Annotated in this window: 21 protein-coding genes and 4 tRNA genes; 3 read left to right on the forward strand and 22 right to left on the reverse strand. The window is 67.4% G+C overall.

Features of this window, described 5'->3' with window-relative positions; genetic code table 11:
• Positions 1-12: 12 nt before the first annotated feature.
• The 7 genes from OG579_RS08125 to rplJ all read right to left on the reverse strand — a co-directional run bounded on the left by OG579_RS08125 (position 13) and on the right by rplJ (position 6,461).
• Positions 13-1,086 (reverse strand): MlaD family protein, encoded by a 1,074-nt coding sequence (locus OG579_RS08125; RefSeq protein ID WP_328858724.1) that lies wholly within the window; start codon positions 1,084-1,086, stop codon positions 13-15.
• A complete protein-coding gene (locus OG579_RS08130; protein ID WP_328858725.1) occupies positions 1,083-2,414 on the reverse strand; it encodes an MCE family protein in 1,332 nt (443 codons plus the stop codon). The genes OG579_RS08125 and OG579_RS08130 overlap by 4 nt, the downstream gene beginning before the upstream one ends.
• Positions 2,415-2,417: 3 nt before the next feature.
• Entirely contained in the window at positions 2,418-3,278 is an 861-nt protein-coding gene (locus OG579_RS08135) for an MlaE family ABC transporter permease (RefSeq protein WP_045823813.1), read from the reverse strand.
• Between the two features lie 12 nt (positions 3,279-3,290).
• Positions 3,291-4,097 (reverse strand): MlaE family ABC transporter permease, encoded by an 807-nt coding sequence (locus tag OG579_RS08140; protein ID WP_328858726.1) that lies wholly within the window; start codon positions 4,095-4,097, stop codon positions 3,291-3,293.
• A gap of 44 nt (positions 4,098-4,141) precedes the next feature.
• Complete coding sequence (locus OG579_RS08145; protein ID WP_328858727.1) at positions 4,142-5,263, reverse strand: ABC transporter ATP-binding protein; 1,122 nt, start codon at positions 5,261-5,263, stop codon at positions 4,142-4,144.
• A 196-nt stretch (positions 5,264-5,459) separates the two neighbouring features.
• Positions 5,460-5,849 (reverse strand): 50S ribosomal protein L7/L12, encoded by a 390-nt coding sequence (gene rplL, locus OG579_RS08150; protein WP_045823850.1) that lies wholly within the window; start codon positions 5,847-5,849, stop codon positions 5,460-5,462.
• Positions 5,850-5,936: 87 nt separating this feature from the next.
• Entirely contained in the window at positions 5,937-6,461 is a 525-nt protein-coding gene (gene rplJ / locus OG579_RS08155; protein ID WP_045823816.1) for a 50S ribosomal protein L10, read from the reverse strand.
• A gap of 623 nt (positions 6,462-7,084) precedes the next feature.
• Here rplJ and OG579_RS08160 point away from each other — a divergent pair.
• Positions 7,085-9,094 carry a CocE/NonD family hydrolase gene (locus OG579_RS08160; protein WP_408068812.1) on the forward strand — a complete coding sequence of 670 codons (2,010 nt, stop codon included), beginning with the start codon at positions 7,085-7,087 and terminating at the stop codon, positions 9,092-9,094.
• 85 nt (positions 9,095-9,179) lie between these two features.
• On the opposite strand, the gene OG579_RS08165 is transcribed toward OG579_RS08160, so the two are convergent.
• The 13 genes from OG579_RS08165 to OG579_RS08225 all read right to left on the reverse strand — a co-directional run bounded on the left by OG579_RS08165 (position 9,180) and on the right by OG579_RS08225 (position 16,828).
• The gene (locus OG579_RS08165; RefSeq protein ID WP_328858729.1) at positions 9,180-9,683 is read right to left on the reverse strand and encodes a TIGR04338 family metallohydrolase; all 504 of its coding nucleotides are present in this window, start codon (positions 9,681-9,683) and stop codon (positions 9,180-9,182) included.
• Complete coding sequence (locus OG579_RS08170; protein ID WP_045823853.1) at positions 9,680-10,501, reverse strand: DUF2786 domain-containing protein; 822 nt, start codon at positions 10,499-10,501, stop codon at positions 9,680-9,682. The genes OG579_RS08165 and OG579_RS08170 overlap by 4 nt, the downstream gene beginning before the upstream one ends.
• Before the next feature lie 106 nt (positions 10,502-10,607).
• Positions 10,608-11,330 carry a 50S ribosomal protein L1 gene (gene rplA, locus OG579_RS08175; protein ID WP_328858730.1) on the reverse strand — a complete coding sequence of 241 codons (723 nt, stop codon included), beginning with the start codon at positions 11,328-11,330 and terminating at the stop codon, positions 10,608-10,610.
• A 124-nt stretch (positions 11,331-11,454) separates the two neighbouring features.
• Positions 11,455-11,886: a 50S ribosomal protein L11 gene (gene rplK, locus OG579_RS08180; RefSeq protein ID WP_045823855.1), complete on the reverse strand. Its 432-nt coding sequence runs from the start codon at positions 11,884-11,886 to the stop codon at positions 11,455-11,457.
• Positions 11,887-11,988: 102 nt separating this feature from the next.
• A complete protein-coding gene (gene nusG, locus OG579_RS08185; protein ID WP_045823856.1) occupies positions 11,989-12,813 on the reverse strand; it encodes a transcription termination/antitermination protein NusG in 825 nt (274 codons plus the stop codon).
• A 102-nt stretch (positions 12,814-12,915) separates the two neighbouring features.
• A complete protein-coding gene (gene secE / locus OG579_RS08190) occupies positions 12,916-13,362 on the reverse strand; it encodes a preprotein translocase subunit SecE (protein ID WP_045823940.1) in 447 nt (148 codons plus the stop codon).
• Positions 13,363-13,459: 97 nt separating this feature from the next.
• Positions 13,460-13,532 (reverse strand) — tRNA-Trp (locus tag OG579_RS08195).
• A gap of 227 nt (positions 13,533-13,759) precedes the next feature.
• Positions 13,760-14,845, reverse strand: a complete 1,086-nt coding sequence (locus tag OG579_RS08200) for a fused (3R)-hydroxyacyl-ACP dehydratase subunits HadA/HadB (protein ID WP_055792888.1) — start codon at positions 14,843-14,845, stop codon at positions 13,760-13,762.
• 165 nt (positions 14,846-15,010) lie between these two features.
• Complete coding sequence (gene rpmG / locus OG579_RS08205) at positions 15,011-15,178, reverse strand: 50S ribosomal protein L33 (RefSeq protein ID WP_045823858.1); 168 nt, start codon at positions 15,176-15,178, stop codon at positions 15,011-15,013.
• Positions 15,179-15,261: 83 nt separating this feature from the next.
• Positions 15,262-15,335, reverse strand: a tRNA-Met gene (locus OG579_RS08210).
• 38 nt (positions 15,336-15,373) lie between these two features.
• A tRNA-Thr gene (locus OG579_RS08215) sits at positions 15,374-15,446 on the reverse strand.
• Between the two features lie 153 nt (positions 15,447-15,599).
• Positions 15,600-15,683, reverse strand: a tRNA-Tyr gene (locus tag OG579_RS08220).
• A gap of 203 nt (positions 15,684-15,886) precedes the next feature.
• Complete coding sequence (locus OG579_RS08225; protein ID WP_328858731.1) at positions 15,887-16,828, reverse strand: hypothetical protein; 942 nt, start codon at positions 16,826-16,828, stop codon at positions 15,887-15,889.
• A 250-nt stretch (positions 16,829-17,078) separates the two neighbouring features.
• Between OG579_RS08225 and OG579_RS08230 the strand changes: the two genes are divergently transcribed.
• Positions 17,079-17,570, forward strand: coding sequence for a YajQ family cyclic di-GMP-binding protein (locus OG579_RS08230; RefSeq protein ID WP_328858732.1), 492 nt, complete (start codon positions 17,079-17,081; stop codon positions 17,568-17,570).
• A 15-nt stretch (positions 17,571-17,585) separates the two neighbouring features.
• On the opposite strand, the gene OG579_RS08235 is transcribed toward OG579_RS08230, so the two are convergent.
• Positions 17,586-18,602, reverse strand: a complete 1,017-nt coding sequence (locus OG579_RS08235) for an Lrp/AsnC family transcriptional regulator (RefSeq protein WP_328858733.1) — start codon at positions 18,600-18,602, stop codon at positions 17,586-17,588.
• 163 nt (positions 18,603-18,765) lie between these two features.
• Here OG579_RS08235 and OG579_RS08240 point away from each other — a divergent pair, with 163 nt between their 5' ends.
• Positions 18,766-20,190, forward strand: a complete 1,425-nt coding sequence (locus tag OG579_RS08240; RefSeq protein ID WP_328858734.1) for an MFS transporter — start codon at positions 18,766-18,768, stop codon at positions 20,188-20,190.
• A gap of 64 nt (positions 20,191-20,254) precedes the next feature.
• On the opposite strand, the gene htpX is transcribed toward OG579_RS08240, so the two are convergent.
• The gene (gene htpX, locus OG579_RS08245; RefSeq protein ID WP_055792896.1) at positions 20,255-21,121 is read right to left on the reverse strand and encodes a zinc metalloprotease HtpX; all 867 of its coding nucleotides are present in this window, start codon (positions 21,119-21,121) and stop codon (positions 20,255-20,257) included.
• Positions 21,122-21,190 lie beyond the last annotated feature (69 nt).

Below are 21,190 nucleotides of genomic sequence, written 5' to 3' on the forward strand. Positions count from 1 at the left end.
GATTCACTCCCCTCAGCTCGGCGGATCGTCGTTGGCCCAGCATCGCGTCGCGACGTTGGTGTAGAGCACGTAGTTGATGTCGGGCAGCGGGATCAGCGGCTGGCTCAGCATCGTCGACTTGCCGTTGCCGGCCACCAGGTCGATCCCGCAGAGATAGAACTGGAACCACGAGCCGAAGGTCGCCGCACGGCCGATCTTCGCCGCCTTGATCGGCAGGTTGGTCAGCGTCTTCTCGACCTCGCCGCGGCGCTCGTTGATCCGCTGCGACAACTGGTCGAGGCTCGCGATCGAACCCTGCAGCGACGGACGGACCGGCGTGAGGATCGAGTTGGTCACCGCGGTCAGGTTCGACACCGACGTGATCGCCGAGCCGACCGAGTTGCGCTGCGCGGCGAGGCCGGTCACGAACTTCTCGGTGGTCGTCAACAGCGACGTCAACTGGTCGTCGTGGGCGTTGATGTTGTCGAGCACCGTGGTCAGGTTCGTGATCAGCTCGCCGATCACCTTGTCCTTGTCGGCGATCGTGTTGGTCAGATCGGCGGTGTCGGACACGAGGTCGGTGATGGTGCCGCCCTCGCCCTGGAAGACCTTGATGATCTCGTCGGAGAGCTTGTTGACGTCCTCGGCGGTCAGCTGCTGGAACAGCGGGCGGAAGCCGTTGAACAGGTCGGTCAGGTTGACCGACGGGTGGGTGTTGGCGATCGAGATCGTCGACCCCTTCGACAGCATCGCGCCGTTGTCGCCGGGTCCCCGCTCGAGGGCCAGGTACCGCAGGCCCGTCAGGTTGCGGAACTTGATGTAGGCCTGCACGCCGTCGGGGAGCTTGTCGCGGTTGATGGAGAAGGCCACCATCGCCTTGTCGTGGTCGTAGACCTCGACCGACTTGACCTGTCCGACACGCACACCGGCGATGCGGACGTCGTCGCCCTGGTTGAGCAGCGAGGCATCCGAGAAGACGGCCTTGAAGTCGTTGCTGCCGCCGGCACCGGAGTTGGCGATGGTGACGCCCAGGGTGGCGGTCGCTATCACGGTGATCACCGCGAAGATGATCAGCTTGATCAGCGGCGAGTAGAAGTTGTTCTTCACTTGACGGTCACCTGCGCCCCCTGCATGCCGGGGGCGACGATCTGCGCGATCCAGCCGGGAACCTGATCGGGCGTGGTGCCCGCCTCCGAGGCCATGATCGCCTGGAGGGCGACCTTGTTCTGCGGGTCGTCGTAGACGCTGGGCGTGATGGTGCCCGCCGGGGTCCCGGAGAAGTCCGGGGTCGGCAGTTCCTGCACGGTGCGCGGGCCGGGGTTACGCGACGGCGGCTGGTAGGAGCCGTCGTTGAGCGATCCGCCCGGGTACTGCGGGAACGGACGACCCGACTCGTAGTGGTGCGGGTAGCAGATCGGTCCGCGGTTCTCGAGCAGTCGCGGCTCGTCCTGGTTCGGCAGGTAGCGTCCGCGCGGGTTCGAGAACGTCAGGCTCACGCGCACGCCCGGGTTCTTCGTCCCCTTGCCGACGATGTTGCCGACCTCGGGGATGAGACCCGCGAAGTTCTTGAACGTGCACCCGAACGCCGGCGACTGCTCGGCGATCGCCGACAGCAGCGGCTCGGAGTCGATCGCCAGGGTCAGCAGGTCGCGACGGTTGGTGGCCAGGAAGTCGGTCGTGTCGACCGCCGCCTTGGTCACCGTCGAGATGAACCCGCGCAGATCGCCCTGCTTCTCCACCAGGGTGTTGGTGGTGGTGCGCAGCGAGTCGAGCGCGTCGACGATGTCGGGCAGCGCCTGGGAGTAGGTCTGCGAGAACGACGCCAGGCCGCGCAGGGTCCCCTGCAGCTCGGGCATGTTCCGGTTGAACTGGGTGAAGATGTTGTTCAGCTCCTCGAAGCTGGTCCCCAACCGCTCACCGTTGCCGGTCAGCGCCTTCGAGAGGGATCCGAGCGTGACGCTGAGGTCCTGCGGCGGGATCGCCTCGAGGACCGGCAGCAGCTTGTCGAACAGTGCCTGCAGCTCCAGGGCGTTGCCGCTGGAGTCGGTGCGGATGGTCGAGCCGTTCGTGAGGGTCGGACCCGCGGTGTCGGCGGGCAGCTGCAGGGCCACGTACCGCTCGCCGAACAGCGTCTTCGGCAGGATGCGGGCGGTCGTGCCGGCCGGGAGCATCTTCGCCTTGTCGGGCTGGAGCCCGAGCTCGACGGTGACGGCGCCGTTGTCGGATGCGGTGACCTTGTTGACCTGTCCGACGATGAGGCCGCGGACCTTCACGTCGGCCTTGTCGGGCAGCGCGTTACCGGCCGAATCGGTCGTCAGGTTGACGTCGGTGAACGACTGGAAGGTCTGGTTGAACTTGAGGATGGTGCCGCCGATGAACAGCGCGACCACGATGAAGAACACCAGGCCCAGCAGGCGGGTACGGATGACACTCATGGATCAGCCCGCCACCCTCACGCTCGTGCTGGTTCCCCAGATCGCGAGACCCAGGAAGAAGTCGAGGACCGCGATCAGGACCAGTGCCGATCGGACGGCACGTCCGACCGCCACGCCGACACCGGCCGGGCCGCCGCTGGCGTAGTAGCCGTAGTAGCAGTGCACCAGGATGATCACGAAGGCGAAGACCAGCACCTTGCCGAAGGACCACAACACGTCGGCCGGTGGCAGGAACAGGTTGAAGTAGTGGTCGTAGGAACCCGACGACTGCCCGTTGAACTGGGTGTTGACCACTCGCGTGGCGATGTACGCCGCGAGGAGACCCAACACGTACAGCGGGATGACGGCGATGAAGCCTGCGATCACGCGGGTGGTGACGAGGAACGGTACCGACGGGACGGCCATCACCTCGAGGGCGTCGATCTCCTCGGAGATGCGCATGGCGCCGAGCTGGGCGGTGAAGCCGCAACCGACCGTGGCCGACAGGGCGAGACCGGCGACCAGCGGGGCGACCTCACGGGTGTTGGCGTAGGCCGAGAGGAAGCCGGTGAGTGCCTGCGAGCCGATCTGGTCGAGGGCGGCGTAGCCCTGCAGACCGACGACGACACCGGTGAAACCGGTGAGCAGCACCATCACGCCGATCGTGCCGCCGATGATCGCGAGACCGCCTGCGCCGAAGGCGACCTCGGCGAGCAGACGCAGCAGCTCTTTCGGATAGTGCTTGATGGTCCGCGGCGTCCAGGCGACGGCGCGACCGTAGAACGACATCTGCGTGCCGGCGCCGTCGAGCACCTTCAGGGGTGCCGCGACACCCTTGCGGATGCGGTAGTTGAGCAGGTCGGCCCTGCTCTTGGCGATGGTCATCTATGCACTCCCCTACGAACCCTTGGCGGGGACGATCTGCAGATACACCGCAGTGATGATCAGGTTGGCGAAGAACAGCAGCAGGAAGGTGATGACCACGCTCTGGTTGACCGCCTCGCCGACACCCTTCGGGCCACCCTTGGGGGTGAGGCCCTTGTAGGCGGCGATGACACCGGCGATGACACCGAAGATCGCGGCCTTGAGCGTGGCGACGTACAGGTCGGGCAACTGCGCGAGCGCGCTGAACGATGCGAGATACGCACCGGGCGTGCCGTTCTGGACGATCACGTTGAAGAAGTAACCGCCACCGATGCCGACCACACACACCAGGCCGTTGAGCAGCGCACCGACGAGCACCATGGCCAGCACGCGGGGCACCACCAGACGCTGGATCGGGTTGATGCCGAGCACCCGCATCGCGTCGATCTCCTCGCGGATGGTGCGCGAACCGAGGTCGGCGGCGACGGCCGAACCGGCCGCACCGGCGATCAGCAGCGAGGTGATGATGGGCGCGGCCTGCTGCAGCACGATCAGGACGCTCGCGGCGCCGGTGAACGACTCGGCACCGAGCTGCTTGATCAGCGACGACGTCTGCAGCGAGACGATGGCGCCGAACGGGATGGCGATGAGCGCCGTCGGCAGGATGGTGACGCTCGCGATGAACCAGGCCTGCTGGATGAACTCCCGCAACTGGAACGGGCGCACGAAGATGTTGCGTGCGACGTCGATGAAGAGCTGGACGATGTTGCCCGTCTGCGTGAGCGCGGAGTTACCGGCCTGCTGCACCTTCTCGACGCCACGCGTGGTGGCTGAGCTCATCGACGACCCTCGATCGAGCGAAGGCGCGGTGACGCGACGGTCATTCAGTTCCCTCCGCGGTAGGCGGGGAACTGCTCGGTGTTGTCGTTGGATCCGGCGAACTGCTTCTCGGTATCCACCTTCTGCGACCCGCCGGACTGGCCCGAGCGCTCCTGGGCCTCGGCGTTGTTACGGCGGACCTCGTCCTCGGCCTCCTGCGACTGACGGATCGCCTTCTGGGCGCTCTCGGGCAGCTCGTGCATCATGTCCTCGACACGCTGACGATGACGCGCCGACGCCTTGCGCTCGGGCATACCCGGGTTGGGCTGCACCTGCGGGATGATCTCCGAGAAGTCGTCCTTCGTGCCACCGCCACCGATACCGGCATCGGCCAGTTCCTGCTCCTGGGCGGCGGTCGCGTCGTCCTTCTCCTCCGACATGCCGATCGGACCGAAACGGTCACCGGAGAGGAACTGCTTGACCGCGGGCTCATCAGAGGTCAACAGCACCTCACGCGGACCGAACATGACCAGCTCCTTGCGGAACAGCATGCCGATGTTGTCCGGGATGGTCCGGGCGATGTTGATGTTGTGCGTCACGATCAGGATCGTCGCGTCGATCTCGGCGTTGATGTCGATCAGCAGCTGCGAGATGTAGGCCGTGCGCACCGGGTCCAGACCCGAGTCGGGCTCGTCGCACAGGATGATCTGCGGATCGAGCACCAACGCACGGGCCAGGCCGGCGCGCTTGCGCATACCGCCGGAGATCTCACCGGGCAGCTTGTCACCGGCGTCGCCGAGACCGACCAGGTCGAGCTTCTCCATCACGATCGAGCGGATGTCGCTCTCGGACTTCTTGGTGTGCTCACGCAGCGGGAAGGCGGTGTTGTCGAACAGGCTCATCGACCCGAACAGCGCGCCGTCCTGGAACAGGACACCGAACAGCTTGCGGATCTCGTAGAGCTCCTTCGAGGAACACTTGGTGATGTCGGTGCCGTCGACGATCACCGAACCCTGCTCCGGGTGCAGCAACCCGATGAGCGCCTTGAGGAACACCGACTTGCCGGTACCCGAGGGCCCCAGCAGCGCACTCACCTCGCCCTCGGGGAGCGTCAGAGTGACGTCGCGCCAGATGTTCTGCGATCCGAAGGACTTGGTGAGTCCCTCGACGCTGACCTCCACACCCACGTAAAACTCCCTCTGCTGTGCCACCCCGGCTTGTGGTTGGAGTCACTCTAACCCACGGTTCGCCATCGACGAACATCAACTCGACAATTGGTGCGCTCGCCGGAAAATACCGTCGTGACCTGCAGATACGACAAGGCCACCCCGCAGCAGCGGGGTGGCCTTGTGCAGTCCGACGGAATAGACCGTCCAGACGGGACTACTTGACGGAGACCTTGGCGCCGGCCTCTTCGAGCTTCGCCTTGGCGGCCTCGGCGGCATCCTTGTCGACCTTCTCGAGGATGGCCTTGGGGGCGCTCTCCACGAGGTCCTTGGCCTCCTTCAGACCCAGACCCGAGACGACCTCACGGACGACCTTGATGACCTGGATCTTCTTGTCGCCCGCGCCCTCGAGCACGACGTCGAACTCGTCCTGCTCGGCAGCGGCCTCGGCGCCACCGGCGGCCGGGGCTCCGGCAGCGGCAACGGCGACCGGGGCGGCCGCGGTGACCTCGAAGACCTCTTCGAACTTCTTCACGAAATCGCTGAGCTCCAGCAGGGTCAGTTCCTTGAACTGATCGATGAGCTCGTCAGCACTGAGCTTCGCCATGGTGGCGTCCTTCCTGTTGTCCCCCGTGGGGGTGAACCCACACACGGGGAATGGTGTGGTGTCGGTGGGTGGTGCAAGAACGGCGAGTTATTCGCCGGCCTCGGTCTTCTTCTCCTGCAGGGCCGCGGCGAGACGCGCGACCTGCGATGCGGGCTGGTTGAACAGCCCGGCAGCCTTCGCCAAATTGCCCTTCATGGCACCGGCGAGCTTTGCCAGCAAGATCTCTCGGGTCTCGAGGTCGGCGATCTGCTCGATCTCGGCCACGGACAGCGCGCGGCCGTCCATGTAGCCGCCCTTGATGATGAGAGCCTTGTTGTCCTTGGCGAACGTCTTGATCGCCTTGGCGGCGTTGACCGGTTCACCTTCGATGAAGGCGATCGCGGTCGGGCCGACGAACAGCTCGTCGAGTCCAGCGACGCCCGCTTCCGCTGCGGCGCGCTTGACCAGGGTGTTCTTGGCGACGGAGTAGGTTGCGCCCTCGCCGAGTGAACGACGCAGGTCAGAGAGCTGCTTGACGGACAGGCCACGGTATTCCGTGATGACTGTCGCCGTGGAGCCCTTGAACTGCTCGGTGATCTCCGCGACTGCGGTGACCTTGTCGGACTTGGCCATACTTCGCCTCCTCTCATGTCGATTCGGTGTCGGCCGGAAGGGCCCACTCACGACGAACGCCCCGAGCGCAGGGCATCGGGGCGTAGAGGAAAGACGGCCGAGAACGGCCACCGAACTTCACACGTCCACCCTGCGTGGGTCGCCGGCGATGAGCCGGACCTTCGAACACCTCCCGGGTGGGAGACGTCGACCGACGGTCTCTGGTTGAACAGATGTTCCCGCGGGCGTGAGCCCACGAACGTCATCGGGGACCAGAGTAGCGGCGCGGGCCGCGACGGACCAAATCGATGCAGGTCCGGGCCCGTCCCCCGGCCGACGACGCCGCAGAATCCGGTACGGATGTCCCAAGGTGTAGACATCGTTACCAAAGCGGGGACGTCCATCCCGCTCTGGTCACAAGTTCCTACGGTGCCGTATCCATACCCCATAGGCTGGGTTACATTCTGCTGGAGCAGCTGACGTGACCTGCGCCACAACGCGGTGCACACGCCAGACCACGACGGAGTGGACACAGCGAGATCCCGGCCTACGCCGACCTCGCTCCCCACAGCGAGGCGACAGCGATGAGCGTGCAGGTCGATCCACCAGAACTGCCCATGACCGAGGGCCACGGCGGCTCGGCGATGCCCGCCCCCGCCCATCCCGCCCCCGCGCCGGGAACCGACCGCCGTCCGCGCCCCACCCCGCTGCCCACCCTCCCGCTGGGCGATCCCACCGGCGGCGCCGACGCGCTGCGGTGGAAGCACCTCGTCGACGGCCCGCTCCGCTACCCCCACGTCAGCATCGACCGTGACGTCGAGATCCGGATGTCCGACGGCGTCCTGTTGCGCGCCACGGTGATCCGGCCGGCCGATCACCACCGTCGCGCGGTGTCGACGGCGTACCCGGCCGTGGTCAACATCAACCCGTACAACCGGGCGCTGCTCGACGTGATCGACACCGCCCTCCACTCGCCGGTGGTCGGGCGCGGTGTCCGCGGCCTCGCGGGCACCGTCAACATCATCGGTACGCCGCTCTCGGGGGCCACCGACGACACCCGCATCCTCTCCGGCGGCGTTCTCGACGTCTTCGGCATCAACCGCAACCTGGTGCGCAGCGGGTACACCCAGGTGATCGTCGACGTCCGGGGAACCGGTGCGTCGCATGGGAAGTGGCAGATCCTCGGCGCCCGCGAGCAGCAGGACTCGGTCGAGATCTGTCGGTGGGTGGCCGCGCAACCGTGGTGTGACGGCACCTACGGCATGGCCGGCTGGTCGTACTCGGCCATCAACTCGCTGCAGGCGGCCGACAAGCGACCCGAGGGACTCAAGGCGGTGTTCGCGGTCGAGGGGTGCGAGGACATCGTCCGCGACATCTACATCACCGGCGGACTGCCCTCGGCGTTCATCCCGATGTGGCTCTCGATCGTCAACGTCCTCAAGTGGATCCCGAACCCGGCGACGTCGGTGCGGGACATCCTGCGCGGCAACGCCGTCAAGTGGTTCGCCGACCGTGTGGCCTCACCGGCGACCGAGGTCGGTTCGCTCGCGTGGGGTTTCCTCACCGGACACGACGACCGCGTGTACGACGACCCGTACTTCGACGAGCGCGATCCCGTGGTCGACCGCATCGACGTACCGACGTTCCTCTTCGGCGGATGGCACGACCTGTTCGGTCGCAGCGCCACCTCCATCTACTCCCACCTCGACATGGAGCCCGGCCGCAAGCAGCTCGTCGTCGCCGACGGCTATCACGTCGACGCCGGATCGGGCTTCGGTGGACCGACCCATCCGCCGCGGGTCGATGTGCTCGAGCGCGCGTGGTTCGACAAGTGGCTCAAGGGCATCGACAACGGTGTCGACAACTACGGCCCGGTGACCCTCGAGCAGCAGGGCGGCTCGTGGACCTCCGGTGACTGCTTCCCGCGCGCCGGCGCCACGGTGCGTCGCCTCTACCTCGACGACAAGCGTTCGGGCACCGCGTCGCACGCGGTGCACGACGGCACCCTGGGTGGATCACCGGTCGCGACAGGCCGATCGCTCGGCATCCGCCCCGACATGCGTGGCCTGAAGTCGCGCGACATGACCCAGGTGACCGCGGGTATCACCGCGATGTTCGGCAAGGACTTCACCACCGACGCCCGCCACCAGGAGGGCGGGGCGCTCGCGTTCACCACGCCGCCGGTCACCGAGCGCACGCAGATCAGCGGTGCGATGAACCTGCGACTGCACGTGTCGACCTCCGGCCAGGAGGGCATCTGGGCCGTCACCGTCAACGACGTCGCCCCCGACGGCACCTCGCGTGTCCTCACCAACGGCGCACTGACCGTCTCGAACCGCGCGATCGACCACGACCTGTCGGAGTACGCCGACGACGGCACGCTGCTGGTGGCGCACCACTACCTCAGCCGCAAGCGCAAGCTCCCGGTGCCCGCCGACGTCGCCCTGCCCATCGACGTGGACCTCGTCCCCACCGACGCCGTCCTCGACATCGGGCACCGACTCCGCGTCGACGTCTACGCCGGCAGCGTCCCGCGCTACCTCACGGTGATCCCGGACCTCATCCGCGCACACGGTCGCAGGCAGGACCTCGTCCTCGATCCGAAGCACCCCAGCTACCTGACCTTCCAGGCCATCGGCTCCCCCGGCTGGTGACCCCGCCCCCGCCAGTTGGGCACGTAACGACACCAGTTGGGCACCTGACGACGCCAGTTGGGCACCTCGACCGGGCGTCGACCCCTCAGCTCAACGCGATGCCGCTGTCGGTGAGGATCACGCGGTAGACGAAACCCGCCTCGGGACCGAGAACATCGGTGACCAGGTCGACGAGCGTGGTCGCGAACTCCGGTCCGTGGGGAACGACACCGGGTTCGGTCAGGTGGTGCGACACCTCGTGCAACACGACCAGTTCCCGCAACGCCCATCGACCTTCTGCCGATTCGGGCACGGCGATCACCGGCGACGGTGCGGATTCGTAGTGCGCACTGCGGTCGCCGCGCCGGGCCCGGACCGCGACGGGGAGATCCGCACGCGGGAACCGCTCCCGCACCGACGGGCGCGCCAGCACCCGGTCGACGTAGGCGCGCACCGACTCGACCGACCCGAACCGCCCCTCCGGCGGGAGGGTGATCGAGGTGCCGGCGAGTTCCACCGTCGGCTGTGCCGACTCGAACAGCGACAGCACCATCGCCTCGGCGGCATACAGTGCCGACCGTTGGGTGTCACGGCCCGTCGGGGGGCTCACCCCGATTCCAGTGCGCCGCGGCTCCCGTCGAGGTGGCCCTGCTCACCGAGTCGGGCACGACGCCCCGCGGAGTCCCCCGCGCGCCGCGCGGCCTCGGAATACCCGGCACTCGCGCTGGACCCCCGCCACGTGCCGCGCGCCGTCGACTCCGCACGATGGAAGTCGACGACCGCGATCTCCTTGTCGCGCAGCGCGATCTGGGTCGACGACGACCGTGCCGACGTCGCCGCCACGGCCTCGGCCCGCGCCTCGTCGCGCGCCTCGGTGAGGCGCAGACCGATCCGTTCGGCGAAGGCCGACTGGAAGTTGAGTCGCGCGGTGATCGGCGACAGCGGCGTCTGCTCGACCACACGCCGGGTGCGCCACCGCGAATGCTGGGTGACCACCTTGTGCGCGACCTCGTTCTTGTAGCCGCCGGCCTTCAGATAGGCGTCGCTCGCGGCGACCATCTGCACCACCAGCGAGCTGTAGAGCGCCTCGGTGCTGTCGATGTCGCCGGAGAAGCCGTAGGCGAGGACGAAGGTCGAGTTGCTCGCGACGTCGACCTTCACGTCGTTGGCGTGGGCGATTGCCACGAACAGCGCCACGTAGGTACGCAGACCACGCTTGCCCTTCGTCCCGATCGCGATCTGCCGTGCCACCGGCGCGGTGCGGGCCGCGGCCGGATCGTGTGCCCGGGCGACCGCCAGATCGATCGACGCCGCCGTCGCCAGACGCTGCGCGGCCTGCATGAAGGTCTGCGCCTCGTGCTCGTTGTCGGTGCCCTCGGCCTGGCGGAGCAACCCGGCGATCCGGGTCAGCAATTTGTCGTCGCGCATATCCCTCAGACTATCGAGACCGCGATTCGGTTCCGCCGCAGCGCAGAAAGAACTCCCCGCGACGATCGTGATCGTCGCGGGGAGTTCGTGTACAGCTGTGACCTGATCAGGCCTGGGCGTCGGCGGGCACCGCGTAGTTGCGGGTCACGGCCGGATCGACCGGGATGCCGGGGCCCGAGGTGGTCGAGACGGTGACCTTCTTGAGGTACCGGCCCTTGGCCGCGGACGGCTTCGCACGGAGGATCTCGTCGAGCGCGGCGCCGTAGTTCTCGGCGAGCTGCTCGGGCGCGAACGACGCCTTGCCGATCACCAGGTGCAGGTTCGAGGCCTTGTCGACACGGAAGTTGATCTTTCCGCCCTTGATCTCGTTGACGGCCTTGGTGACATCGGGGGTCACGGTGCCGGTCTTCGGGTTGGGCATGAGACCGCGCGGGCCGAGGACGCGTGCGATACGTCCGACCTTCGCCATCTGATCCGGCGTCGCGATCGCGGCGTCGAACTCGAGCCAGCCGCCCTGGATCTTCTCGATGAGATCCTCGGCACCGACCTCGTCGGCACCGGCGGCGGTCGCCTCGGCGGCCTTGTCGCCGACGGCGAACACGATGACGCGGGCGGTCTTGCCCGTGCCGTGCGGCAGGTTCACGGTGCCGCGGACCATCTGGTCGGCCTTGCGGGGATCGACGCCGAGACGGATGGCGACCTCGACGGTGGCGTCGTACTTCGCCGAACCGGTGGCCTTCGCCAACGCTGCAGCCTCCAGCGGGCTGTACAGGTTGTCCTTGTCGATCTTCTCGGCCGCGGCCAGATATGCCTTGCTCTTCTTGCTCATGTGTTCATTCCTTCTCCGCAACTACTGCGGATGGGTGGTGTGCGGACCGAGCCGGTCCTCCCACGCTTGCTGACTGGTTGGTGGAGACGGCTGCACCGTCTCCGGGTCGTGCGACGTCGCGAGCTCAGTCGACCGTGATGCCCATCGACCGGGCGGTGCCGGCGATGATCTTCGCGGCCTGCTCGACGTCGTTGGCGTTGAGGTCTTCCTGCTTGGTCTTGGCGATCTCGCGGACCTGGTCCATGGTGACCTTGCCGACCTTCTTGCTGTGCGGCTCTCCCGAGCCCTTCTGCAGACCGGCCGCCTTGAGCAGCAGCTTGGCCGCGGGCGGGGTCTTCAGCTTGAAGTCGAACGAACGGTCCTCGTAGACCGAGATCTCGACCGGGATGACCGTGCCACGCTGCGACTCGGTCGCGGCGTTGTAGGCCTTGCAGAACTCCATGATGTTCACGCCGTGCTGACCGAGCGCCGGACCCACGGGCGGGGCGGGGTTGGCCGCACCGGCCTGGATCTGGAGCTTGATGATCCCGGCGAGCTTCTTCTTCTTGGGGGGCATCTCTCTTTTACCTTCGTGTTGTCTTCGTGTGTGTCCGACGACCCGGTCGCACCCGGTGTCGGACGTCCCGCGTCCGCTGGAGACGCGAAGTCGTGGAAAAAATCAGATCTTCTCGACCTGGGCGAAGCCGAGTTCGACCGGGGTCTCGCGACCGAAGATCGACACCAGCACCTTCACCTTGCGCTGCTCGGCGTTGACCTCGGAGATCGAGGCGGGCAGCGTCGCGAACGGTCCGTCCATGACGGTGACGCTCTCGCCGACGGTGAAGTCGACCTCGATGATCGACGCCGACGAGGTCTCGCCGCCCTCGGAGGTCGCGCCCGTCTTGCCGGCGACGGGCTTCTTGGCCTCGGCGCGCGGCAGCAGGAACTGCAGGACTTCCTTCATCGACAGCGGCGACGGCTTCGAGGTCATGCCGACGAAACCGGTGACGCCGGGGGTGTTGCGCACCGCGCCCCACGAGTCGTCGTTGAGCTCCATGCGCACCAGGATGTAGCCGGGCAGCACCTTGCGCTGCACCTTCTTCTGCTGGCCGTTCTTGACCTCGGTGACCTCTTCGGTGGGGACCTCCACCTGGAAGATGTAGTCGCCGACGTCGAGGTTCTGCACGCGGGTCTCGAGGTTGGCCTTCACCTTGTTCTCGTAGCCGGCGTAGGAGTGGATCACGTACCAGTCACCCGGTGCGCGACGCAGTTCCTTCTTCAGCTCCTCGACCGGGTCGACCTCTTCCTCGGGCTCGGCAGGGGTCTCGTCGGTGGTTGCCTCGTCGGTGCTCGGGGTGTCGTCGACGATGGATCCGGCGACGGCCTCGGTCAGCTCTTCGGTCGCGGCGACGTCGACCGGCGCGTCCAGGACATCACTGCCCGACTCGATCGCCTCGAGGTCGGCATCCTGGATGCTCTCGGTGTCGTGCTCAGGGGTGCTCACTGCAGCCCACGCTCCCTTTCATTGCTTACCGTGTGTGCCGCTGCGCGACGCACACCATTTTTGGCGCGAACGCCCGCCGTGATGTCCTCCGACCGGTCGGTGTCAGCCGAACAGCCAGAGCACGGCCTTGGCGAAGCCGAGGTCGATGCCCGAGATGAACGCTGTCATCACGACCACGAAGATCAACACGATGATCGTGTAGCGGACCATCTCCGACCGGGTCGGCCAGATGACCTTCTTCAGTTCTCCGACGACCTGTCGCAGGAACGTCCACAGTCGGACGAACGGGTTGCGGCTGGTGGCCGTCGAGGTGTCGGTCCGGGTGGACCGTTCCTTCAGGGCGACGCCGCCGGCGGTGGTGGCACCGTCGGTGTCGGCGGCGGCCGAACGCTTGCCACGCGGGGTGGACGAGCGCTTGCCGCTGGGCCGGGCGTCGGAGTCCGCGGAGGTGGCGTCGGCGCTGTCCGCGCCGGCGGTGGTGTCGGCGTCGGTTGCCTCGGCGTCGGGGACCGACCCCTTCGCACGGGCAGCTCTGTCGCGTCTGCTCACCTTCATCCTCTCGTCGAACGTGTGTCCGTCACGCGGCCGGGCCGCGTGATGTCCTGCGGTTCACCGAGAGCCGTGATGACACCGTTCTCGGCGAGGGCAGGGGCGACAGGACTTGAACCTGCAACCTGCGGTTTTGGAGACCGCTGCTCTGCCAGTTGAGCTACGCCCCTCTGGGCCGGTGACTGCACCGACCCGGTGGACACGACTCACCCGCGCACGACCATCGTCGCACCGGAGGAGTCGATTCCATCTTCGTTCCACACAATCAACGCGCCGCCCGTGGGCAGCGCGCAGCTCGGTGAACCTCAGACATCCGAGTGTACGACACCCGATCGTGCGAACTCCAATTCGCTCCGAGGTCACGGGCCGAAAACGCCTCCCGGCGCCGTGGGCCGGATCAGGAGAACTGGACGCTGGCCAGCGCGCGGCCGAAGATCTTCTTGCCGTTCGACTTGGCGGTGAGCGCGATCTGTCCGCGCCGGGTCTCGGGATCGAGCGACTTCACCTTGGCGGTGAGGTCCATCTGGCCGTAGCCGTCACGCGGGACGTAGACCGGCGCGGTGAAGCGCACGTTGTACTCGTAGACCGCGCCCGGGTCGCCGACGAAGTCGGTGACGTAGCCCGCGCTGATGCCCATGGTCTGCATGCCGTGGGCGACGACGGTGTCGAGGCCGACGATGTCGGCGATCTCGTCGCTGAAGTGGATCGGGTTCGGATCACCGGCCACACCGGCGTAGTTGATGAGGTTGCCCCGGGTCAGCTTGACCGTGCGCGGCTCGAGCTCCTGGCCGACGGTGAGGCTGTCGAAGCTGATCGCCCCGTACGCCTTGGGCTCGACGGCCGGATCGGGCTCGGTGAAGAAGCCGCTGTGATCGGGGATGGTCTGACCGTGGTCGTAGGTCGCGCCCTCGACGAGCATCGTGTGGGCGACGGTCTGCATGAACGACGGCGCCGGGGATTCACCCGCGCGGGCGACCAGCGTGGTCCAGGTGGTCATGACCGGCACGTCGTGCTGGTTGTGGATCTGGTTCTTGGTGACGAGCACGTCCGCGCCGCCCATCTGGCGGTACGAGTCGAGCGACACGACGCAGATCAGGCGGTCACCGACCTCGACGGGCTTGTGGAACACCAGGCGCTGGTCGGTCTGCAGCATCTTCCACAGATCCCAGCCCTCCACCATCTCCTCGAAGAGACGGCGCTGGGCGATCATGCCGGGGATGGCGACGAACGACAGCGGGGCGATCAGCGTCGAGTGTCCGTTCGCGGTGGCCGCGGCCTCGTTCCAGTGCACGGGGTTGCCGTCCTGCACGGCGCGGGCGTACTCGCGGACCTTCTCACGGCCCACCTCGTAGTAGTCCTCGACCGTGTAGTGGAAGCCGACCTGAGCGGCGGTGCGCTCGGCGATCTCCTCGGGCGACAGGCTCGTCTGGTTGGCCATGATCGCGAGGCGTTCCTCGACCGAGGCAATGGACTGATCACTCATGTGTCACCGACCTGATCTGTGTTGATTCTCGACCGTGGGGGCGACCGTCGCGGCATACGCGCCGTGGTCGCCGGATCGCCGACTCCCGCGGGCGGTCGGGCACGCGGCCCGACCGAGACTCAGGAGACGACGCGTCCCGCCGGTGCTACCGGCGGGACGGGTGGGTCAGCGCGATTCCTTGTGGCCCTGATGCTTGCCGCAGTTCGGGCAGAACTTCTTGATCTCGAGCCGGTCGGGATCGTTGCGGCGGTTCTTCTTGGTGATGTAGTTGCGGTGCTTGCAGACCTCGCAGGCCAAGGTGATCTTGGGGCGCACATCTGTTGAGGAGGCCACGGGGCTGCCTTTCGGGTGGATCGTTCTCGGGTACGGATGCCGGCACCGGTGGGCGCCGCGTCCGCTGAGCTTGTCTCTCGCAGTAGCGATGGCCGGACTCGAACCGGCGACCTAACGATTATGAGTCGTTCGCTCTAACCAACTGAGCTACACCGCCATGGCCGCCCAGGCCGGTGACGGTCTGGGAGTCCAGCGAGCCCCCTAACGGAATCGAACCGTTGACCTTTTCCTTACCATGGAAACGCTCTACCGACTGAGCTAAGGGGGCGGGACCCGAGGCGTTGTTCGACGCCCCGAGAGCCTTGTCGAGGTTACACAGCAGCCCCGAGTGTCGCCAAATCGCTGGGGTCCGATGCGCTCTACGGGCTGGTCGAGCCCGTATAAGCGCAGCTCACAAGGACTTTCAGAAGTCCTTGATGAGTGGTGGCACGTGTAGGATTCGAACCTACGTAGCTTTCGCGACGGATTTACAGTCCGCTCCCATTGGCCGCTCGGGCAACGTGCCGTGTGTCGGACCCGCGCTCAGCGCGATTTGGCGACGCGATGAAGATTACAACGTCACCCCCACGGTTGCGAAAACCGGTGGTCACGCACTGTTCGGGCCCTGCCGCCACCGGTCCGCAGGGCTGATCACCGTTCGCATGCTCGATCACCTCTCGCGCGCCGCCGCGAGCATGCGGATCGTCTCTCGGCATGCGTCCGCCTCGATCAGCTCACACGCCGTAGGGCCCGGGCCCGGTTGATCGCGCGTTCGATGCGGGCGAGCACGACATCGGGTCGCCGGAGGAGCTCATCCCAGCTCCATCGCACCACGACGTACCCGAGGTCGACGAGTTCCTGCGCACGGAACTTCTCCTCGTCGAGCACCTCACGCAGCGATTTCTCCGAGTACTGGCCGAAGTACTTCCCCATCCCGTCGCACTCTCCGACGACGCCGAACTCCTCCCACCAGAAGTCCACCCGCGCGACGAGCCGGCCGCGATCACGGACCTCGTGCTGGATGTCGGGGCTCGGGAGATTCGAGCGGCCGATGACAAGCCTGCTCCACGATTCCAGCGGGCTCTCGGCACGGCCGTCGAGCATCGCGACGATCTCCCGCGCCCGGCGTGCACCGCGCATCGGTCCCGCAGCGGCGAGCCGATGCTCGAGCTCATGACGCGTGGTCAACCCGCGATGCAGGGCCGCATCGCCGACGATCACCGCGGTGCGGACCGAGTCACGCCGGGCGAGGTCGACGACGGTGCGCGGGACGGTCGTGGTGAGGCAGCCGTCGACGAAGACGAGCTCGTCGCCGGTGACGTTGCGGGTCAGCACGCTGACCGAGGTGCGCTGCGTGCCCGATGCGGTGCCGCCCGGGCGCACCAACCGCACACGGGACAGGTCGGCGCCGACCACGGGCAGTCCGTGGTTGATCGCGGCCGCGACCTCGGCGAGCGCGGTACCCGGCGACATCCCGGCCTGCACCGCGCGGGCGAGAGCGAGGTGCTCGTGCTCGGGGAACGCACCGATCGATGCGGGTCGCATGTAATAGCCCGGCGCCACCGACACCAGCGAGCCGCTGCGCAGCGCCGCGGTGATGCGGTCGCGCGACACCCCCATCCGCTCGAGGTCGCGACGCGTGGCCACCGTGGTCAGGTTCGACAGGTCCATGCGTCCAGCCTGGAACCGGCGAGGGCGACGAGGTCGCTGCCGACCCGCGACCGCGGGCACCTGTCCACAGGTGCCGCACCATCCCCACATCGCGAGGCCCGCGCACAGTTCGCGTGGTCGCGCACTGTTCGCACGCTCGCGACAGCACGCGAGGCGGGAGGCGGCATGCGAGCGGACCGACGGCGTGCGAACGACACGAGGCGAAGCGAACCGAATCGGAAATCCGCGCGGGGCTGACTACCCTGGCGACATGGCAGATTCATCATTCGACGTGGTCAGCAAGATCGATCGACAAGAGGTCGACAACGCTCTCAACCAGGCCGCGAAGGAACTCTCGCAGCGCTACGACTTCCGTGGCACCCACACCAAGATCGACTGGTCGGGCGACGAGACCATCGTGATCACCTCCGACACCGAGGAGCGCACCGAGGCCGCGCTCGAGGTGTTCAAGGAGAAGTTGATCCGACGCGACATCTCGCTCAAGGCGTTCGACGCGGGCGAGCCGGCGTCGTCGGGCAAGGGCTACCGCCTGTCCGGCACCCTGGTCCAGGGCATCGACTCCGAGAAGGCCAAGAAGATCACCAAGGCCATCCGCGACGAGGGCCCCAAGGGCGTCAAGGCGCTCATCCAGGGCGACGAGCTGCGGGTGTCGAGCAAGAAGCGCGACGACCTGCAGGAGGTCATCTCGCTGCTGAAGGGCAAGGATTTCGAGATCGCCCTGCAGTTCGTGAACTACCGCTAGCCGCGCGGCGACCGGTCATCGCAGCGAGATCAGTGTGCGGGCGTCGTCGACCACCGCACGCGCCTGCTTGATCTGCTGCAGGATCGGTACGAACTCGAGGTCGTCGGTGCCGGGGATGGCACCGAACTTCTCGGTGATGATCGTGTGGAGATGCAGGGTGTCCCGCGCCTGGATCGACGCCATCAGGTTGCTCGCACCGGTGGTCGCGCAGACGAAGGTCACCTCGTCGATGGCGCCGATGGCTGCGCCCGTCGACGGCAGCAGCCTGCTCGGCACACGTCCGAACACGATCACCGCCATCGGGCTGCCCAGCGCCGTGTTCGCCAGGTCGACATCGAGGTAGAGCGCACCGTCGGCCACGAGCTCCTTGATGCGCGACGCCACCCGTGTCGGGGTGAGGGACACACGAGAGGCGATGCGCGTGAACGGCATTCGTGCGTCGCGGGCCAGTATCGCGATGATCTCGCGGTCGGTGGCGGTCAGGACGGGCGGGTCGCCCACCCGATCCCGATCGCGCTCGCTGTTGTCCGCCATCGCGAAGTCCCGGTCGGCGACGTCGTCGAGACGGGCCAGCTGCTCGGCCGAGAACAGCCCGGACGCCCCGAACAGCTCGGTGGTGATCGGGTATCGCGAGATCACCAGATGCGCCGAGAACGACTGCACCAACGACGTCTTCGGCAGCCGGTCGATGAGCATCCGCTCCTGATCGGCGGTGTTCTCGGAGCGGTGCACGCAGATGACCTCGGAACTGGCGAGACTGACCCAGCTCATGTCGGGATGCTGCGCGAGCGCCGCGGCGAGTGTGCCACCGCGACCGGGGAGCGGCGTGATCCGCAGCAGCGCCTGCGTGCCGCCGAGCAGAACGGGGTCCACCAGGGCCGTGCACTGGATGACGCCACCTCCGACGAGCATCTGGTAGCGCCGGGCCACCGTCTGCTCGGACAGACCGATCACCGATCCGATCTGCGCGAACGGCATGCGGATGTCGCGGCTGAGGCAATGGATGATCATGCGGTCGAAGACGTCGATCATGGAGGAATGGTCGCACGATCGACCTGCCGACGAGGGATCGCTGCCGATTCGCGTCCTGCGTGCAGGGGATCGCACTGCTGCGCCGCACGATGGATCCCGTTCGGGCACATCGCCCACATCCGCTGCGGCGATCAGCAGATCGCCCCCTCTGAAAGGCATTGCCATGCGCAAGTGGACACCGCTCGTCGCGGCCTGTCTGGGCACGTTCATGCTGCTCATCGACGTCACCATCGTCAACGTCGCGCTTCCCGACATCCGCTCCGACCTCGGCTCCAGCTTCAGCGAGCTGCAATGGGTGGTGGACGCGTACGCGCTCGTCCTCGCCGCACTCGTGCTGGCCGCGGGGAGCATCGCCGACGGCATCGGCCACAAGCGCGTCTATCTGGTGGGCCTCGTCGTCTTCGCGGGGTCGTCCCTCGCCGCGGGGTTGGCGCAGGATCCGACCGCCCTGATCGCGGCTCGTGCGATACAGGGTGTCGGCGCGGCCGCCATGTTCGCCACCACCATCAGCCTGTTGCACGCCACCTACACCGGTCGCGACCGCGGCACCGCCTTCGCGGTCTGGGGCGCGGTCAGCGGCGCCGCGGCCGGCGTCGGGGTCGTCCTCGGCGGGGTCCTCACCGACGTCCTCGACTGGCGGTGGATCTTCTTCGTCAACATCCCGATCTCGGTGCTCACGTTCTGGCTCTCGGCGATCGCCTTCCGATCGGGTGCGCGCGGCCGACTGCGGGTCGACATCGCCGGGGTCGTCACGTTCAGCGCCTTCGCCGCCGCGACCACCTACGGCATCATCGAAGGCGGCGAGTCCGGCTGGTCGACCATGACCACGATCGTGTCGTTCGCGATCGGCGCAGCGGCGCTCATCGCGTTCGTGACCGCCGAGTCGGTCCAGAGCGCACCGATGTTCCCGCTCGGCCTGCTGCGCATCCGCGTGTTCTCCGGCTGCATCATCGCGGCCGCGATCTTCAGCGTGGCCGCCTTCGCCTCGCTGCCGCTGCTGTCGATCTGGATGCAGGGGCGCCTCGGCCTGACCCCGTTGCAGACGGGTCTGGCGATGCTGCCCATGCCGGTGGTCGCGTTCGTCGTCGCGGGCGTGGGCGGGAAGCTCCTGCACGACGCCCAGCCACGGACGACGGTGGGCGGCGGCCTGCTGTTCGTCGGCGCCGGCTCGCTGGGGCTGCTGCTCATCGGCCCCGGGTCCGGCTGGGCGACAACGATTCCGGGCATGGTCATCGTCGGTGTGGGTGTCGGTCTGGTGGGGCCGGCCCTCAATGCGGCCGCGCTCGCCGCGGTCCCGGCGCGTCAGTCGGGCATCGCGTCCGGAGCGGTGAACACCGCCCGTCAGCTCGGGTTCGCACTGGGCATCGCGGTGCTGGGGTCGGTGTTCTCCACCGTCGCCGGCAGCTCCACACCACGCGCCATCGGCGACTTCGTCGACGGTCTCGACGCGGCCTTCGCCATCGCGGGAGTCGTCGGCGTGATCGGCGGCATCGTCACGATCGCCCTGCTGGGCCGTCGCGCCGGCCACGTCGCCCCGACGGTCGACGCTGCGCCGGTCGACGAGACGCGCTCGGTCACGATCGGCTGATCACAAGACGGACGAATCGACCCCGTCGCGCCAGGCGCAACGGGGTCGGTTCGGCGTCGGGGGGTCAGCGCGGGCCGCGGGCCATCTCCTCGAGGCGCGCGATGCGCTCCTCCATCGGCGGGTGCGTCGAGAACATCCGGCCGATGCGCTCGCCGCCGCGGAACGGGTTGGCGATCATCAGGTGGCTCTGCGCGGCGATGTCGGTCTGCGGGGGCAGCGGCGCGGCCTGCACGCCGCCGGAGATCTTGCGCAGCGCCGAGGCGAGTGCGAGCGGGTCGCCGGTGAGCTCGGCGCCCGAGGCATCGGCCTGGAACTCCCGCGACCGCGACACCGCGAGCTTCACCACGGTCGCCGCGATCGGGCCCAGCAGCGAGATGAGGATGAGCGCGAACGGGTTGGGCCCGTTGTCGCGGTTGCCCCCGAACATCCCGGCGAACATCGCGAAGTTGGCCAGACCGCTGACCACGGCGGCCATGGCGCCGGCGATCGAGGAGATCAGGATGTCCCGGTTGTAGACGTGGCTCAGCTCGTGTCCGAGCACCGCGCGCAGCTCCCGCTCGTCGAGGATCTGCAGGATGCCCTGCGTGCAGCAGACCGCGGCGTTCTTCGGGTTGCGACCGGTCGCGAAGGCGTTCGGCGCCTCGGTGGGGCTGATGTAGAGCTGCGGCATCGGCTGGCGCGCGGTGGTCGCGAGCTCACGCACGATGCGATAGATGACCGGCGCCTGCACCTCGGTGACGGGCTGCGCGTGCATCGCCTTGAGCGCCATCTTCGCGCTGTTGAAATAGACGTAGGCGTTCATGCCGACCGCGAACAGGACCGCGACCAGCAAGATCGCCGGGCTCCGGAAGGCGGCGCCGATGGCGACGATGATCGCCGACATGGCGCCCAGCAACAGCACCGTCTTCAAGCCGTTTGCGTGCCCGTGCATGGTGGTCGTTCTCCTCGGGGTGAGCGGTGGGATTCACCTGCTCAACGGTCGAGGTGGCCTCGTGAGTTC

This window comes from Williamsia herbipolensis (assembly GCF_036153515.1).
In the GTDB taxonomy this organism is placed as follows: Bacteria; Actinomycetota; Actinomycetes; order Mycobacteriales; family Mycobacteriaceae; genus Williamsia_A; species Williamsia_A herbipolensis.